The 17,431-nt window shown below is 42.0% G+C and carries 19 protein-coding genes and 1 other RNA gene; 4 read left to right on the forward strand and 16 right to left on the reverse strand.

The features are described 5' to 3' along the window. Positions 1-354: 354 nt before the first annotated feature. Together ACPEH5_RS10330 and ACPEH5_RS10335 are read right to left on the reverse strand one after the other, a co-directional pair. Positions 355-729, reverse strand: coding sequence for a YraN family protein (locus ACPEH5_RS10330; protein ID WP_042846196.1), 375 nt, complete (start codon positions 727-729; stop codon positions 355-357). Between the two features lie 46 nt (positions 730-775). Continuing rightward, entirely contained in the window at positions 776-2,482 is a 1,707-nt protein-coding gene (locus ACPEH5_RS10335) for a penicillin-binding protein activator (protein ID WP_129466426.1), read from the reverse strand. Positions 2,483-2,543: 61 nt separating this feature from the next. Between ACPEH5_RS10335 and rsmI the strand changes: the two genes are divergently transcribed. The 3 genes from rsmI to ACPEH5_RS10350 all read left to right on the forward strand — a co-directional run bounded on the left by rsmI (position 2,544) and on the right by ACPEH5_RS10350 (position 5,326). Then, a complete protein-coding gene (rsmI, locus tag ACPEH5_RS10340; protein WP_042846193.1) occupies positions 2,544-3,416 on the forward strand; it encodes a 16S rRNA (cytidine(1402)-2'-O)-methyltransferase in 873 nt (290 codons plus the stop codon). Between the two features lie 95 nt (positions 3,417-3,511). Beyond that, positions 3,512-3,885, forward strand: an RNA gene (gene rnpB, locus ACPEH5_RS10345) — RNase P RNA component class A. A 364-nt stretch (positions 3,886-4,249) separates the two neighbouring features. Further along, positions 4,250-5,326 (forward strand): 4Fe-4S binding protein, encoded by a 1,077-nt coding sequence (locus tag ACPEH5_RS10350; protein WP_166685148.1) that lies wholly within the window; start codon positions 4,250-4,252, stop codon positions 5,324-5,326. 133 nt (positions 5,327-5,459) lie between these two features. On the opposite strand, the gene dagF is transcribed toward ACPEH5_RS10350, so the two are convergent. The 10 genes from dagF to ACPEH5_RS10400 form a co-directional block, all read right to left on the reverse strand. Then, positions 5,460-6,200, reverse strand: coding sequence for a 2-dehydro-3-deoxy-phosphogluconate aldolase (gene dagF / locus ACPEH5_RS10355; protein WP_042846191.1), 741 nt, complete (start codon positions 6,198-6,200; stop codon positions 5,460-5,462). Position 6,201: 1 nt separating this feature from the next. Then, complete coding sequence (locus tag ACPEH5_RS10360) at positions 6,202-7,314, reverse strand: DgaE family pyridoxal phosphate-dependent ammonia lyase (RefSeq protein WP_042846190.1); 1,113 nt, start codon at positions 7,312-7,314, stop codon at positions 6,202-6,204. After that, positions 7,298-8,437, reverse strand: a complete 1,140-nt coding sequence (locus ACPEH5_RS10365; protein WP_042846189.1) for an amidohydrolase/deacetylase family metallohydrolase — start codon at positions 8,435-8,437, stop codon at positions 7,298-7,300. The genes ACPEH5_RS10360 and ACPEH5_RS10365 overlap by 17 nt, the downstream gene beginning before the upstream one ends. A gap of 218 nt (positions 8,438-8,655) precedes the next feature. Further along, positions 8,656-9,306, reverse strand: coding sequence for a DUF4310 family protein (locus tag ACPEH5_RS10370; protein ID WP_042846188.1), 651 nt, complete (start codon positions 9,304-9,306; stop codon positions 8,656-8,658). A 2-nt stretch (positions 9,307-9,308) separates the two neighbouring features. Next, a complete protein-coding gene (locus tag ACPEH5_RS10375; RefSeq protein WP_042846187.1) occupies positions 9,309-10,100 on the reverse strand; it encodes a DUF4311 domain-containing protein in 792 nt (263 codons plus the stop codon). Between the two features lie 26 nt (positions 10,101-10,126). Then, positions 10,127-10,423, reverse strand: a complete 297-nt coding sequence (locus tag ACPEH5_RS10380) for a DUF4312 family protein (RefSeq protein WP_042846186.1) — start codon at positions 10,421-10,423, stop codon at positions 10,127-10,129. Continuing rightward, positions 10,423-10,788 carry an SFCGS family glycine-rich protein gene (locus tag ACPEH5_RS10385; protein WP_042846184.1) on the reverse strand — a complete coding sequence of 122 codons (366 nt, stop codon included), beginning with the start codon at positions 10,786-10,788 and terminating at the stop codon, positions 10,423-10,425. Before ACPEH5_RS10385 ends, ACPEH5_RS10380 begins: the two co-directional genes overlap by 1 nt. Before the next feature lie 32 nt (positions 10,789-10,820). Continuing rightward, entirely contained in the window at positions 10,821-11,159 is a 339-nt protein-coding gene (locus ACPEH5_RS10390) for a transcriptional antiterminator (protein WP_042846182.1), read from the reverse strand. A gap of 483 nt (positions 11,160-11,642) precedes the next feature. Next, positions 11,643-13,580 (reverse strand): BglG family transcription antiterminator, encoded by a 1,938-nt coding sequence (locus ACPEH5_RS10395; RefSeq protein ID WP_042846181.1) that lies wholly within the window; start codon positions 13,578-13,580, stop codon positions 11,643-11,645. A 215-nt stretch (positions 13,581-13,795) separates the two neighbouring features. Further along, the gene (locus ACPEH5_RS10400; RefSeq protein WP_071548610.1) at positions 13,796-14,503 is read right to left on the reverse strand and encodes a pirin family protein; all 708 of its coding nucleotides are present in this window, start codon (positions 14,501-14,503) and stop codon (positions 13,796-13,798) included. Between the two features lie 123 nt (positions 14,504-14,626). Between ACPEH5_RS10400 and ACPEH5_RS10405 the strand changes: the two genes are divergently transcribed. Beyond that, entirely contained in the window at positions 14,627-15,520 is an 894-nt protein-coding gene (locus ACPEH5_RS10405; RefSeq protein WP_042846177.1) for a LysR family transcriptional regulator, read from the forward strand. Between the two features lie 233 nt (positions 15,521-15,753). On the opposite strand, the gene ACPEH5_RS10410 is transcribed toward ACPEH5_RS10405, so the two are convergent. The 4 genes from ACPEH5_RS10410 to ACPEH5_RS10425 form a co-directional block, all read right to left on the reverse strand. Further along, complete coding sequence (locus tag ACPEH5_RS10410; RefSeq protein WP_129466423.1) at positions 15,754-16,149, reverse strand: DoxX family protein; 396 nt, start codon at positions 16,147-16,149, stop codon at positions 15,754-15,756. Between the two features lie 255 nt (positions 16,150-16,404). Next, positions 16,405-16,704: a YqjK-like family protein gene (locus ACPEH5_RS10415; protein ID WP_042846174.1), complete on the reverse strand. Its 300-nt coding sequence runs from the start codon at positions 16,702-16,704 to the stop codon at positions 16,405-16,407. Then, complete coding sequence (locus ACPEH5_RS10420; protein ID WP_042846173.1) at positions 16,691-17,098, reverse strand: phage holin family protein; 408 nt, start codon at positions 17,096-17,098, stop codon at positions 16,691-16,693. Before ACPEH5_RS10420 ends, ACPEH5_RS10415 begins: the two co-directional genes overlap by 14 nt. 6 nt (positions 17,099-17,104) lie before the next feature. Further along, positions 17,105-17,410 (reverse strand): DUF883 family protein, encoded by a 306-nt coding sequence (locus tag ACPEH5_RS10425; protein ID WP_042846171.1) that lies wholly within the window; start codon positions 17,408-17,410, stop codon positions 17,105-17,107. Positions 17,411-17,431 lie beyond the last annotated feature (21 nt).

Raw genomic sequence — 17,431 nt, forward strand, 5'->3', positions numbered from 1 at the left:
TGGCTACGCTCGCTAACCCTAATCACATACTTATGTATGCTCATAGGGATTAGCTTACTTGCCGCCTTGCTACAACACGAATTATTTAGGGTAATCCCGTCATATCCCATGCTGTAGCGGTGTTGGCTACGCTCGCTAACCCTAATCACATACTTATGTATGCTCATAGGGATTAGCTTACTTGCCGCCTTGCTACAACACGAATTATTTAGGGTAATTCCGTCATATCCCATGCTGTAGCGGCGTTGACTACACTCTTGCAGCCCTGCTACAACGAAAAGTAATATTTGTAGCGTTGTTGATTATACTCGCTAATTTATTCAGGTAGCTTATTTGTCATTCAGATTACGAATACTAGCCATCTTCGTTAAATGCGTTTTGTATCCATTCAAATTGGTTACCCGTTATTGCGCAGATATCAAAACGGCACGAGCTGGTATCGAAACTTTCTTGCCTTTGCGCAAGCCATAATTTTGCAGCGGCTAATAATTTTCTACGTTTATGCCAGTTTACTGATAAAAGTGCATTACCGTAATCACCATTTTTACGAAAACGTACCTCGATAAATACCCAACCAGTATTATCGCGCATTATTAAATCGATCTCACCGGCTCGATTTCTTGCATTACGTTCGACAAACGTTAGCCCTTGTTGTTTCAGGAAAGTGAGTACTTGGTGTTCATAGTACCGACCTGTTAACCATTTTAAGGGTTTCTGGATTGTTTTCATGACGTCCTTGTCTGAAAAGTCACCTTCTCGATGACTTGTTTATACCCTATTGAGCAGGAAGGATCTTCCCTTGCTTGAACTGTAACCAAGGTAATTCGCGGAAAACAACACAATTAGGTGTTGTTGTGAGTACTCCGGATGCACCATTAATACGTAATTGTTCTGGTTGCTGTAATTTATCGAAATTATTAGCTAATGACCATGCATCAACACCCATTGCATATAAGCGAAATAGTGAGTAGTCATTATTTAACTTTTGTTGAGCCTGTTTGCGTAAACTATTGTTTGCACCAGCTAATAAAGGGACCTCGCTGAACTTAACACCGTCCATTTCGAAGCGGTAATCAGCCCCTGAACCTGCTTGGTTACTACGTGAGCTCGTATAAAGTGCTGGACGTGAACGGGTGCTAATTGCCATTTCTATCATCGGTTTGATAAGCGTCAGCTCGTCACGTGTCGCCACAATATAAACACCATCAATAGCACCTGTTGAATCTTCAATTTGAGGGCTTAATTGTGGGCTAACTGTTTCCCCTGTATTAACAGGTGTTCCAGTCATACGGATACCAGCACCGCGGTTAATGGATTCTTTTAGCGAAGGTACTGAACCAAAGGTTTGCATTAACACGGTCGAGCCGCCTTTCTCTTGCCAACCTTTAGCGAAGGCTTTGGCAATTCTATCGCCAAAGGCATTTGCTGGCACTAATACGAGAGGCATTTGTTTGCCTTCAGACCTCATATAAGCGGCTGCATTTTGCGCTTCATCTTCTGGAGATAACGAAAAATAACAGAGGTTTGGACGAGGTTGTAATTGGTTGCTATCGAGTTCGTTAAGCGCAAGAACGCTAACAGGAGCACCCATTTGTGCTATCACATTTACATCTGTTTTCAGCAGCGGCCCGACAACAAGGTTAAAGCCTTCATTTTTAGCTTGTTCAAGCAGTTGAGGCATTTGTTGATTGGTGGTATCAAAGACTTTGATCGTTTGTGTATTTGTCGGAGTAGCATCAATACGTAAAGCGGAGGTTACCAAGTCATTATCGGTGGTGGCAGGTGCTTCACCCGTAGTCGCTGCGACTTCTGCATAAATTTGGTCGAGTATATCATTACCGCTACTTTGAGCGTTCGCTGTGTTAGCCGGAAGAGATGTGGTTTGCGGGAGCCCTTTTTGAGCATCCATAAACCCTTGCATGATGGCTTGACCGAAAACCTGACCTTGCCCACTCATCGGTAAAAATAGGGCTATTTTCGGGGTTGTGCCAACACGCGGTAACATTGCTTGGAGCAACTGGGTCGGGGGAATTGTGGCCCCTGGGTTATTTGAATAACGCATTTTCCAGTCGTTGAAACCGGTGCGTAGCGCATCAGGGTCATCTTGGTTGTTTTGATAAATATCTAAAAGATCGACCCAACCTTGGAGAATATATTCATCAGCCTCAATTCCGTGGACTTGTTCTGGCGTTAACTGTGTTAACATCTTCCAGAGGCCATCAATATTGGCTTGGCGTTCAGCAGCTGTTTTTAATAAAGGCTCTTGGCTAATATAAGCTCGCAGGGCTTCCATTGAGGGCTTGCCTTGAGCAGCATCAATGATGGCTTGGTAGCTGCTGACATCAGACGTACTTTGCTCAGGTGTTTTTTGGGTGGGCGGGAAGTAATCCGATACCATTTGGCACCCTGACAATGCAAATATAGATAGCATTGCTGTGCAGATTAACCCTTTTTTCAAATGCAAAAAAATTGAAGGACGCATACTGTATCCAATGGTGTATTTTTCAATTGCTTAATTTTAAACCGGCTATTCGGATGAAACAATGAACCAACCTAATCAAGCTGTGGTTATGGCATCCACGCTGTATATCGTCCCAACCCCAATTGGTAATATGGGTGATATCACGCAACGTGCGTTGGATGTTCTTAAACATGTTGACCTTATTGCGGCAGAGGACACTCGGCATTCAGGCATTCTTTTACAGAATTTTGCGATTAATGCACGACTGTTCGCTCTACATGATCATAATGAACAGCAAAAGGCAGATCAATTAATTAGCAAACTTCAACAAGGCGATAGTATCGCATTAGTCTCTGATGCAGGTACACCTTTAATTAATGATCCAGGTTATCATTTAGTCAATCGTTGTCGTGAGGCTGGTATCCGTGTTGTGCCTTTACCCGGCGCCTGTGCAGCGATTACTGCGCTGTCTGCTGCCGGTTTGCCTTCAGACCGTTTTTGTTATGAAGGTTTTTTACCTGCTAAAACAAAAGGCCGTAAAGACGTTTTACAATCACTTGAACAAGAAACTCGGACACTGATTTTCTATGAGTCAACCCACCGTTTGTTAGATAGTTTAGCAGATATGGTAGAAGTCTGGGGACCAGAACGTCATGTTGTTTTAGCTCGGGAATTGACTAAAACGTGGGAGTCAATTGAAGGCCGTCCAGTAGGTGAATTGTTGGCGTGGGTAAAAGAGGATGAAAACCGCCATCGCGGCGAAATGGTGTTAATTGTTGAAGGCTATAAGAAGCCAGAGGATGATTCGGCTATTTCCCCTGATGTGGTTCGCACGTTAAATTTATTACAAAAAGAGCTTCCCCCTAAAAAAGCGGCAGCGATTACAGCCGAAATTTATGGGTTAAAGAAAAATATGTTGTATAAATTGATGCTTGATAATCAAAGCAATGAATGATTTTTAGGCAAATAAAACGGTTACATTAATATAAGTGGTAAATTGCAGGTGCTAGAGTCTGTACAAGCTACAACAAAGTGCCTATAATTCGCCGCGGAGTTGGCCAGACAACCGCTGCTTTATCGTTGTCCCTTCGGGAGACGGGTAAAGGGGAGGAAAGTCCGGGCTCCATAGGGCAGGGTGCCAGATAACGTCTGGGAGGCGCAAGCCTACGACTAGTGCAACAGAGAGCAAACCGCCGATGGCCTGTTTACAGGATCAGGTAAGGGTGAAAGGGTGCGGTAAGAGCGCACCGCGCGACTGGCAACAGTTCGTGGCACGGTAAACTCCACCCGGAGCAAGACCAAATAGGGGTTCATATGGTGCGGCCCGCATTGAACTCGGGTAGGTTGCTGGAGCCAGTGCGCAAGTGCTGGCCTAGATGAATGGTTGTCCACGACAGAACCCGGCTTATCGGCCAACTCCCATTTTTTCGTCATACTTAGCGCTGTCACGGCGTTAGCTTCATTCAGCCACACGGGTCACATACTTTTGTATGCTCCTTTTTTTCGTCATACTTCAAGTTGTGCCTGTGTTGGCGTCACTCGTCAACCCTAGTCACATACTTTTGTATGCTCCTAGGGATTTCCTCATTTTGCCGCCTTGGCACAACTCGAATTATTTAGCAAAAACCAACGATAATATTTTCTATTTTTCTATTTTTCTGGTCAACCTTCACCATTTTGTTGTATCAAACCATCAACGTCACAACCCCCTGATGCAAATCAATATGCTTTCTGAATATGTAAATACAATAATGGTATTTAAAATGCATGTTAAAGAGATGGGCGTATATGACCAAAAAACCACGTATAAGGTATCAACGCCGCCCCGGTACGACAGGGGGAAAGCTTCCTTGGAATGATTGGCGGAACGCATCAACTTGGCGGAAAGTTGTACAATTCACACTCTTGGCGATAAACCTTTATATCGGTATTACTTTCTATTACTGGGTTCGTTACTACGAAACTGGTGGGGCAACGCTTTATCTTCCTCGTCCGGGTGGGATTGAGGGTTGGCTACCTATTGCTGGGTTAATGAATTTAAAATACACATTAGAAACAGGCAGTTTTCCGGTAATCCATGCGGCCTCAATGTTTCTTTTGGTTTCTTTCATAATTATTAGCTTATTATTGAAAAAAGCCTTTTGTTCGTGGATGTGCCCAATAGGGACAATTTCTGAATACACGGGGAAAATAGGACAAAAACTGTTTCGTTATCAAAACCAAATCGATTTACCTAAATGGTTAGATATTCCTCTAAAAGGCTTAAAATATTTACTATTAGCTTTTTTTCTCTATATAGCATTATCCATGCCTGCACAGATGATCCAGTATTTTATGATGTCGCCTTATGGGATCATCATTGATGTTAAAATGCTCGATTTCTTTCGCTACATTAGCGGTGTTACCTTGGTGAGTGTTATTGTTCTTGTGGTGATTAGTTTGTTTATTCGTAATGCTTGGTGCCGTTATTTGTGCCCTTATGGTGCATTGTTGGGGCTATTTTCGTTATTTTCCCCCGTAAAAATTCGTCGAGATGTGGAAAGCTGCATTGATTGCGGAAAATGTGCCAAGAACTGCCCGTCGCGTATTCCAGTCGACAAGCTCATTAAGGTAAGAACGGTGGAATGTACAGGGTGTATGACGTGCGTGGAGTCCTGCCCTGTTTCTTCAACCCTAAATTTTTCATTACAAGTGCCAAGAAAAAAACGCCAAATCCCATTGTCTGGGGTAATTATGTTAGTTTTAACTCTGGGAATGTTATTTAGTGCCATCGGGGTTGCTGCTTACTTTGGTGTGTGGGATAGCCCTGTCCCCGATAATTATTGGTTTCATATTATACCGAATGCACGAATGATAGGTCATTAATATATAATGAAAAAAGCCCCACTACATACTAGATGAGTGGGGCATTTGTTGTTTTGTCATTTGTCACAATGACTGTTTTTTATAACATCTCGCTTATATTTATTTTCCGACTTCTTTTTACTGCTTTAACGCATCAATTAACCGCTTGCTTAACCATCTGCAATAATTGACGAACTTCTTCTGGGCGAGTATTGCCCGTATTTTTATCAATGATTGAGCTATAAATATGAGGAATGATTTTCTTCACGCCTGCATCAAGGGCTATTTGCAAAATTTCCGCAAAGTTATCTAAATCAATACCGCCAGTAGGCTCTAAAGAAAAATCAAATTCAGCACAAGCTTTAGCAATGGCTTTATATTCTTCAATATATTTTAACCCTTTCATATTAAAGAACTTAACAGAGTCAGCGCCCATATCTTTAAGCATCATGATTGCGGTTTCAATGGGGACAATGCCATCTGGGGCTTGTGAGCTTAATGGGCCTGTAGAGATTTTTACCATGCCAACCGTACCTGTCGGTGAGATTAATGCGTTAACGAAGGTCTCGGTTTGGCCTAATAAGGCTCGGCTAATGGGAGCACCTGTAAATACTTGATTTACATGCTGTGGTTGAATTTCCTGTGAAATTAAAGACACCATGGTTGATTGGTTTGGATCGCCAGCCCCAAGACCAACCGATAACGCATTATCCGTCTCTTGCGCGTAGATGCGCATATCAGCTATGGCACTTTCTAAGTCAGGGTAATTTTTGGATAATACACCGACAACGACAAAGGTTTCCGCTGCGACATAAATGTCTTTAGCATTTTGGTGGCTACCAGCCAATACATTTAAGCAGACACGGTCACGGTAAAAATTCGGTGACAATTTCATTTTAAAATCCTTCTACTAGCAAACGAATATTCTTTGAAATGACATCAAGTTGTTCATTGCTTACACTACGGATATCCGCTTCAACTTTTCCTTCATTAGCTTTGTATTCACGGAAATAAATGGCGGTATTCCCCTGTTTCAACTCAGCCATAATCTGATAGGTCGTTTTGCCAATAACATTTTCATCGAAGCTAATTTCAGTACGTGCAATATCGCGTCCTGCGCCATCCCATACCACTTGCGCAGAGATGCCGTTGATATCATTTAGGTCACTGATAAATTTACTCATTCGATTAACCATTTCAGCGCCAGTTTCTTTTGTCGCACTCAGATATTGTTCGATAGCAAGTGTGAGCCCTAAAATACCTTCTTTACCGACTTTCATTGCTCGGCCGATACCTTGGCTTTGGCGTTTAACCCACTCGATATATTGTTTTTTACCAATAACGAGACCGCTGGTTGGGCCTTCAATAGCTTTGGCGCCACTGTAAATAACAATATCGCCACCAGTGTGATAATAAGCCGTTAATTCCTCTTCTGCCGCAGCATCAACAATCAGCGGTAGCTGGTGGTCATGAGCGACTTTGGCCGCTTGCTCCACAGTTAACATGCTTTTTTGTACGGTATGATGTGATTTGATATATAAGATGGCTGCGGTTTGAGGGGTGATTTTTGCCGCGAGTTGTGCAGCACTGCATTCATTAGCAAAACCAGCTTCAATGACTTTACCTCCGCCGAGTGTCACCATGGTGTCGACGGGGGCGCCAAAGTTAACATTATGGCCTTTAGGTAAAATAATTTCGCGAGGAACCACTTTGTCGGATGAATGCAGGTTGAGTAGTAAATCATCGTCGTCTTGCACGATCACCGCGGCAACAGCTTGGGCAATACCGGCAGATGCACAAGACACCACAACAGCAGCTTCAACATCTAATAAACTTGCAATGTATTCGCCTGTTTTATTGACTAAATCTTTAATTTCAAAATAGTGATTTAACCCATAAGCCACTCGCTCAACCACTTCAGGTGTTGGGGTCGATACACCAAGGGCGGTCATACGGCCAGAAGCATTAATAACGTGTTTTAACTGATATTTATCATAGATTGATTGCATGTTCAGATTCGCCTTCTGCATGAATAATATGTTTTCCACCGACAATTGCGGCAATAGGAACAAAGCGGTGAGTCCCTATGCGATGTTCACCTTCTGCATCAGTGAGTTCAGTCGGTTCTTCTTTTAAATCAAATAGCGTAATATCTGCATCGAAGCCCGGTTTTAGATAGCCTTTCGCTGGAAGTGACAGCAAGTCAGCAGCTTTTTCTGTGACACAACGTAAAACTTGCTCAGCACTAAAGCCCATGCAGAGGAATTTCGTCATTACAAAAGCAAGGCTATACACTGGCCCATTTACGCGGTTTCGGTGATAGATATCTGAACTGATGATGTCTGGATAAGTCCCAATACGCATGGCTTGCTCTGCAACTTTAAAGCTAAAGCTTTCGCCGCCATGACCAACGTCTAAAATAACACCACGCGCCAGTGCTCTGGCAATTGAGGGTTTTAGGTAGCCATCATCACCTAAAATTTTATTTGGCTTGCCATTAAAGCAGTGAGTAATGATATCCCCACGGGTGAGTAAATCGGCAACTTCATCAATATTTGGGGGGTTATTACCAATATGCACCATTAGCGGGAGATGATGTTTTTTCTGCATTTCTTTTGCTTTGATTAAAGGGGTAATTCCGTTTTCACCCACCACGCTTTTGCTCATACGCGCTTTCATACCAACAATGAAGCCATTATGGCGCTCAATGGCCTCTTGGAAGCAAGTTTCATTGATATTGTTCATATCTGACAATTCATTTTGTGCAATGATGCCAATACGAGAGATATTCAATAAAGAAAAGACATTGGTTTTCGATTTTTGGGTGAGTTGATAAAATTTATCAACATCATCAGCGCCTACACTACCTGCATCAACCAGTGAGGTGACTCCACCCGCAGCACCTGCTAAGTCGGGGTCATCGAAGTAGATAGGCGATTCAACAAAACAATGTGCGTGAGAGTCGATCCACCCCGCACTTACATAGCATTTTCCTTTCAGGTCAATAACTTTGTCTGCTTGTTGATTGTTGGCCAGCTCTGGACCTGCGGCGTCGATTTTTCCATCTTTGATAAGAATATCGATAATTGCACCATCGATACGTTTAGCTTGTTTGATGATTAGAGTGTACATAAGTTGCCTTCTTCATACTCGATGCTTGTCATACTCGTCATACTTCAAACCGCAGCGTTATTGCCTGTTGTTTCACTACCCTAGTCACATACTGGTGTATGCTCCTAGGGATATCGTCGTTTGCTGCAATTTGAATTATTTAGAGTATGTCTAACTGTTTGTTCTAAATGATATAAACCGTAGCGTTTTCGTTAACCTATGTTCCGAGAGAATGCGGATTAAGCGGCGATTGGGAAGAAATAACCGAATAACATCGCACCTAAAATTGCACCGCCTGCAACAGGTTTTTGCCATACATAGAAAACCAATGCGCCGATTAAAGAACCAATACCAATTGGGATGGATGCAGCCATTGCAGCAAGGATAATCAATGGCCCAAGGAATCGACCTGATGTGTTACCTGCACCCATCATGACATCAGCCCCGAAGGTTGAGTTGGCTTGGGCAATTGTGAATTTACGTGCAAATACGATTAACAGACCGATTAACACGCCAAGGAGTAAACCCGTAAGCAGTGACATCCAGAAGTTGGTCACTAAAATATCCCAGCCCGCGGCTAAGAATAGAGCAGGAACACCTAGACCAATCCCCGTTTGTAATGCGCCACCGATATCTAAGATACCGACTAATGAGCCTTCAATGATCCGAGCGAATAGGAAGCTAGCACCGAAAGCCGCTACTGCACCGTAAACACCAGTATCTAACCCTGCACGCAGCATGGCTACGAAGGCCACTTCGTTAAACGCTCCGAAGCCATAGACGACATACATGTGAGTACCTGCAAAGATCCCTGCGGATAACAGCCCAACAAAGATTGGGAAGGACCATTCAGCGTACCAAAAATCTTGTTTGTTAATTTCAGTTGTCATGATTATTTCCCGCTTAGCAGTCCGTGGACGTATTCAAGCCATAATGGTTTATCTAGGTTGAAGGAGGTGATCATCTTCAGGTCAAACTCACGGAAGAAACCACTTAATACAAACAACAACACGACAGTGATCATCATAGTACGAGTGATACGGTTCCAACCGTTGTCATCAACACCTTTACCAATCAAGATACCTAAAACTAAACCAGGGATAGCGTTACCCATAATTAACTGTGCGCAGCCTCCAAATAGGGTGGCCCAGAAACCGGAACGACGGCCCGCATCCATCGCAGCTAACCAGAAAATGACTGGCATTACGGTGTTGACGAGTAAGTTAGCGGCGGGGACTAATACATTGACCGCCGTGGTTTGTAATGCCGCTGGAACAGCAGAGGCGGTGGTATTTAAGAACGCAACCACGACCGCACCGATAATGGCACAAGCAATCGCCATTTTTTTCGGGTTATGCAGTGTGTCTGCTACGCTGCGGTTTTTGGTTAACAATGCGGCCGCGCCCCAGTTTGGGATGATGCGGTGGTCGACATCTTGGGTAAATGCACCAGCTGCAACAGATGAAGCCCATGCGTTAAAGAAGAACCCTAAGCCGAAAGAAAAGTGTGAAGCTGGGTCGCCTTCACAGGCGTTAAGTTCACCCAAAGTACGAAATGCCCCCATACCTTGTACGGTTGGTGCGTGGAACATCCGCGCTGCCCCGGCTCCTAAACCGAAGCCGCAGAGCCCACCGATAATTAGGGACATGCCCAATATTTCTAAAAAAGATGCAGTTTCACTCATGGAATTAACTCCAGACCTGATTGCTATTATTGTTCTGTAAATGGTATTTCGTTGACAGAAAGTAAGGTGACATCCAGCGAAACGTCGAGTACAACACGAAAATGTTCACGCTTGCGTGGCAAAAAGATAAAAAGAAACTTTTCTGTTCGCGATTGTGAGTGAGCACTAACAACCTCAACATCCTTTGGTTCTATCCGCAGGATGATATCTGTATTGTTTTTCAGTACGGTTTTTTGAATTGAATTTAAGGCGTCAGCAATGGCTTTTTGTTTGGTATCGCCTTGCCCTGTTACCCGTACAACCGTTTCGATAGATTTTTTCATTAAGCGTTGCCGTATTTTTTATTAAAAGCTTTAACTAAGCGCTCACCTAACTCTTCCTTGTCCATAAAACCAAAACCTAGTACGTTGCAACCATCTGCAATGGCGGTCTCTCCCTCTTCGATAGAACGCATCCCATAACGAGCTTTGTAACCATATTTAGTTTGAGCGGTAATAGCGCCTGCGCCGCCGCTACCACAAAAAGAGATACCTAAATCGGCTTGCTCTGCATTCATAACGTCACCGAGTTTCATATCCGCAGCAACACCAGGAACGACAATGGCTTTACCACCCGCAGCTTCCACACCTGCAGCCACTTTTTGGCCTTTACCTAAGCGATCTCCGATAACAACAACCATCTGTTTCATAAAATATTCTCCAAATTCTACAATGTTAAAAATTAATCATTCGCGCGAGCGACTTCAAAGTGAACAGAGAGTAAATAGGTCTCTTCTTGTGCCAAGCCGGGTAACGTGTCGACAACGCGTTGTGCTAGTGCAATTGAATGTGCTGATATTTCGTCAAACAGGCTGATATCGATTTCTGGTAAGGCTTCACCCGTTTTTGCTCTTGCCACCATGGCTCGTAAGTGAGATTGCAACATTTGTTGTTGTACATCTGTAGTGTAGCAGTCCTCCTGCTTGAGCCAGTCAGTAATCACTGCCAGCAGTTTTTGTGTCACCTCATCGATATCGAGGTTATGTTCTAACATCTTAAAAACTACAACTGATTCACTCATAACTATTTAAAATCCAAAGTAATATTGCAAGTTAGACCACTCTGTTCCTTCATGCTTAATACCTTAATACGTCCATACTCATTTTTGCAGGCAATGAATTTCCACTTATAAGTGGAAATTATTTGGAAGTTAGAACTTACAAGGATGGTTCATTTTTTAGACTATTTGGAAAATAAGTGGAAAAAACGGATGTTTATCAACTATTGTTGAATAATTAAATTATGGGGTTTTCTTTAAAATTTTATATCTATCAAATAGATATGATTTTTTATAAACAAGTGGAAATGGAAAATAGAATTGGAGGGTAAAGTGGAAACTCTAAATGGAAGCCATCTAATGTATCTGATAATGACTTCCACTTAGCCATTTAGCGTGTAAAATCACCAGTTTTGGATAGGAAAACATTTGGTGGAGTTGTGGTTAGGATCACGTAAAAACTATCAATCATCATTTTTCCATTACTAAGTGGAAGTTGCTCTTAACTTAAAGAATTCGCGCTAGGCTATCTTTAGCGATCACTTGGAATTCATTAAAGTTTTTGACGCCTATTAGGCGGCGAGTGGTTTTTTCCTTCACAAAGGTGACGAATAAATCATAGATTGCCATGGCTTCTTCATAATCCGCTTTGCTGATAGCCAATAGAAAAATGACATAAGCGTTTTCTTTCGTTTCTTTATTCCATTCAATACCTTGTGGAGCAACGACAGTGGCAACGACGGTTTTATTCGCCAATAACCCTAATGAATGCGGCAGTGCAATCCCTTCCCCAAGTAATGTGGAAACAATGGATTCGCGTTCTTGCAAAGAAGGATAGAAATCTGAAGTGACATAACCTTCCCGTTGTAATTTATGGCACACGGTTTGAAATAACTCTGCTTGGCTAATTTTTTCGTTAACGACCATAAAAAAGCGTTCATCAAAGAAGCGTTCAATGATGTAGGGGCGTGTTTGGTCTACCATGGCAAGGCGGCCCACTTGCTCTAGCTGGTAAGGTGTAGGAAAAGGCGCGATTTTGATGACGGGTTTATTTTTTTCCGAAACACGAACTGTAGTAATGACAAAATCTTCCGTAACTTCATTTAGCGATTCATATTCTTGCAGTGTTAAGCCGCGACTAAATTTAAGTTGTGGAAATTCACGCATAATTTTTGATTCAACGACTCGGAAGGTTGAGTTCCCTGCATCAGTGACTACGAGTACCTCGGTCTGGCGAATTGAACCTGCACCGTAATTTCGCTCAAGGCTAACCCCAATATGTACGGCTAAATAACCTAATTCGTCTTCGTTAATAGGGTGGGGAAGTAATTGCTTACTTGCACTCGTTAAAGCACTTAAGGTGACATCGTAAGCAAAAGGATAATATTGTTTAATATCAGAGAGTAATGGATTTGGCGTAGAAATATGGTATTGCAGGCGGGTGATTAGCGCAGCAAGATGAGTGTTGAGGTCTTTTTTAAGTTTTTCATCATTACGCAAATCGTAGTTATATAACTCGTTGATATAGCTTAAAATATATTCGGATAATTCATTGTGGCTCCCTACTTTTTGGCTGCTCGGGTCTTGATTGCTAATGCGTTGAGCTATGATTTGATCGTGTAGGTAACTGAGCTCAGCCCCTGAAAGGTCATTGCCAAGAAAGTAAATTAGGCCTTTCGATATTTCATCACATGCCTTGCGGATCACTTCTTCGCTATCATCATTTTTTACCGTTGTCGTTAGTTCATGGCCGCGAGTAATACGCAAAATAGTTACAGCACAATTAAAAACAAGGTACAAATGGCCTTCATTGCTAATACGAATATCGAACCGATTCATACTGTTATGTAGGACTTTGTCAATATATGTTAGGTCTAAATTATCAAGGCAATCAGGGCGGAAAGACGTTAAGTCTGGGGTTAACTGTGCGGAATATCGGCGCCATAACGTTTCGGTCATGCAAGCACGAACGGCCCATTCACTACCATTTAACCGAATACCTTGATGGGGAATACTTTCTAATGAAATTTGATATTTATGTAATTGTTCCCTGACCGCTCCCATGTCTTGCTGTAAAGTACCTCGACTGATAAACCATTCTTCAGCGATATCATCAAGCTTTACTGGCAGGGATTGCATTAGTAATTTGAGAAGCAAGGCGTCAATGCGTTCTTTGCTCGTACGAGGAATGCTATTTTCCTCTTCAGTTTGCTTGGTGAAAGTGGCAAACAGGGCTTCATCCTCAATTTTTAACCGATAACCATGACCACGCTCATACACAATGTGTGCGCTATATTCCTGAATCAATTCATTGATTTCATTGATATCTGAACGAATGGTTCGTGTTGAAACTGAGCAAAGTTTTGCTAGCTCATCTTGAGGAACGACCTCATTGAGTATTTGTGCAAAAATTTGGTTGTGTCGCTGCTGCGTAAATAGGGCCACTAAAACACCTTTAAAATCAAAATCAAAAAGTATTTGAGTTAGAAAAGAACGTATTTTCTTTCTCTCTAATGGCAGGACTCTATCATAAGGGTGTCAATATGTAGGACATGTAAATGATTAAATTTGCGAATCCGTTCGCAAATTTAATCATGATATTGAAAAAAATTGAGTCTTAAAGGAAAGAATATGATGTTGAGATAGCTATAAAAAACGGTTTAGCTTTGGTCGCCGAGGTCAATCAATAACCCTCGAAAATATTTATCTGCTGTAATAACGATTTCATTATCATTTTGGATAAAAACGCCATCATTACAGCCCATAATTAAACTCTCACCTTGCTGACTGCGTATAGTTGCGCCGCCATGTATGGATTGCAGGAATGCATTGTTACCTTTTAATGTCATGGAAGCTGATTCTTGGGGCTCCAGATGGATATGGTTTATCCAAATTTGTTGACGTAATTGAATGCTTTGATTTTGACCATCAGGTGACGCAATGAGTTTGTTTTCATCCTGTTGAATCGCTATTTTTTGTAACGGAAGCGATTCTTGTTGCGGGCAAGCATTTAACCAAAGCTGTAAGCGAGTTAATGGTGTTTGTGGGCAAATGTTTTGCTCGCTATAGCTGAGGTCTGAACGGGGTGAGAAACGCACACATTCCCCTTCACTGGCTTGTATTGTATTACCTTGACTATCACGGTATTGCGCATGCCCTTTAAGAATAATGTTTAATATATCAACATGAGGGTACATTCTAGGTTGTAAGGCGTTTTGTGGCGCAATAACTTCTTGATTTAACACTCGTAGGGTTTTAAAACCCATAAAGTCAGGGTCAAAGTAGTGGCCAAATGAGAAGGCGTAACGCGCTTGTAGCCAACCATAGTCTGCTTTTCCACAATGGTTAGCGGGTCTAAGTGTCATCATAATGGTTGCCCCTCAGCTAAAATTAATAAATTAATACTATATTGTTATAATAAATAGCTGGACGTTGAATTGTTAGCCAGTTAATCTGTTTCCTTTATTCAAATTTCCTGAAAGAGATACGTCATGAGTAAAGAGAGAGCATTAACGCTTGAATCATTAAGGGTGATGGATGCAATCGACCGGCGTGGTAGCTTTGCAGCAGCGGCAGAAGAGTTAGGTCGAGTACCTTCCGCGCTTAGTTATACCATGCAAAAATTAGAAGAAGAGCTCGATGTCATTTTATTCGACCGTTCAGGACATAGAACCAAATTTACCAATGTCGGTAGAATGTTGCTGGATAGAGGACGGATTCTACTTGAGGCGGCCGATAAATTGACTTCGGATGCTGAGGCCTTAGCAAAAGGGTGGGAAACACACCTGACAATAGTGTGTGAAGCATTAATTCCAGCTCAGTCATTATTTCCTCTGGTTGAACGTTTGGCTGAGAAATCAGAAACACAATTATCATTAATTACTGAGGTGTTAGCAGGGGCATGGGAACGCCTTGAAAGTGGTAAAGCGGATATTGTGATTGCCCCTGATATGCATTTTCGTTCTTCATCTGAAATTAACTCGAAATCGTTATATACCATTAACCATATTTATGTTGCGAGCCCTGATCATCCTATTCATCAAGAACCCGAGCCGCTTTCAGATGCGGTACGAGTGAAATATCGAGGGATCGCGGTTGCAGATACTGCGCGAGAACGCCCAGTGATCACCGTACAATTATTGGATAAACAGCAGCGATTAACAGTATCGACAATTGAAGATAAACGAAATGCATTGCTGGCAGGGTTAGGGGTGGCAACTATGCCATATCCAATGGTTGAACAAGATATTCGAGAAGGGCGCTTAAAAGTTGTCGGGGCTGAATTTAGTCATGAGACGAATATTATTATGGCGTGGCGCAGAGATAGTATGGGGGAGGCTAAGTCGTGGTGTCTCCGAGAAATCCCCAAATTATTTAGGGTGTAAACTCGTTATATTTTGAGCCGTAGGGGTATTGGCTTCATTGAGTCACCCGAGTCACATACTTATGTATGCTCACGGGATGACTCAATTTGCTGCCTACCGAGGACACCTCAACTAAGTGATTTTCTCTTCACTGATTCAATACCTTTATTTTAGACAAAAAAATACCTCCCGAAGGAGGTATAAATTGGACAAAAAAATCAAATAAATTCACAAGGGTGATAATGAAATCGGAGTTACCATTTTTTATTTAATAAATGGTCGATACTAAATTTACCCGGACCAGTGACTGCTAACAGTAAGAAGCCGCCCGCAATCGTAAAGTTCTTCATAAACATTAGGCTGTTTGGTGCAACACTAAAGTCAATGTGGAACAGCAATGCTGTTAGTACAGTAAAGCCTGCTGTAAACAAGGCAACAGTTCTGGTTAAGAAACCAAATAGGATTGCTAAGCCGCCGCCAAATTCTAATAAAATGGTTAAAGGTAATAAAAACCCAGGGACGCCCATTGCTTGCATATATTGTTGTGTTCCTGCATAAGCATCACCTAGTTTCCCGTACCCAGCGACAATAAATAGGATTGGCATCATGATACGAGCCAATAATATCGCACCACTTTCTAAATTTTTCATCGAGACTCTCCAGACTAATAAGCTATTAAATTTTATTAAATTGCGATATATGTCGCTTTGTAGTGTTGTTTTCAGCACTAATAGATAAGAAAACATTTGATGTGCTTATAGTAGTGATTTATTTTTTCAATAAAAAGCAAAGCTTATTAACAAACAAGTACAAAAAAATTGAATAATAAATAAATTGTTGGAGTTGATTTCAGGAAAGGGGGATTTTATTAACCTATAGCGATTAATTGATTTCAAAATAGAGGATTATTTTTTACTTGCGTTGAGGGTGCTTTGTACTGTTCGAGCCAAACTCCAAATTGTGAGTGCTTTTTTACCTAACCGTAAAAGTTTTTGAGGCTTTTTCAATGAGTAGATTGACAGTATTCCTGTTGCGGCAATAAACAGAGGGCGGAAGGTAATAAAAAATTTCCATGTGCGGTCGTAGCGTTCAGTGGTTTGTAGCCAATCTTTAGAAGAAGCAGCAAGGTCACTCCGTTGCTGCTCAATCCTTTTGATTAACATTTGTTTTTTGGTGGCTAATAATTGGCGCTTATTTCTGCTCATTATCCTTTCCCGCTAAAGCATTAGCATCTTGGCTTAACTGCTCTCGAGTAGAACCCAATAACGTTGATTGCTTCGCTTTTTTTAATGCCCAAAGGGCAAAAATAATAGCGAGTATGATCAGACTCCCTGTTGTCATTGCCAGTGCTTGATAGCGATAGACGGGGTCGACTGACCAAAAGATTAAACCGATTAAACACATCAAACCAAAAGCAGTAAATAGGAGAGCTAGCCCAACTAACAGTAATAGTTGAATAAAGTTGATTTTCTCCTCTTCAAGCTCAACGGCAATAAGCTGAAGACGAGTTTCAACAACATTCACAGTGATACTTGCGATACGTTGCAATATTTCAAGGACCCCTTTCCCGGGGCCCTGACGTTGTTGGTTTTGTTCCATATACGATTAACGTTTAGCGAGTAATACGCCAAGAACAACCCCGACGGCTGCACCAATACCGATGCCTGTCCACGGGTTTTCCTTCACATAGTTATCCGCTCGTCCCGCGATTTCCTTGGTTTGTTCTGTGATCCGCTCAGTGGTTTGGCTGAGTTTAGCGCGTGATGAACACAATGCATCTTTTGCCTTGGATTTTAGGCTTTCAATCTCTTCTTTCGATTTTTCACCGGTATCATTGAGTACCGCTTCCAGAGAATCTGCTAAAGCCCGTAATTCCGCACGTAAGTCTTCTGATGAATGGTTAGCTGACATGTACAACCTCCTGTTAATAGA

Origin of the sequence: Providencia sp. NPDC089933 (genome assembly GCF_049545585.1) — a bacterium.
Lineage (GTDB): Bacteria > Pseudomonadota > Gammaproteobacteria > Enterobacterales > Enterobacteriaceae > Providencia > Providencia huashanensis.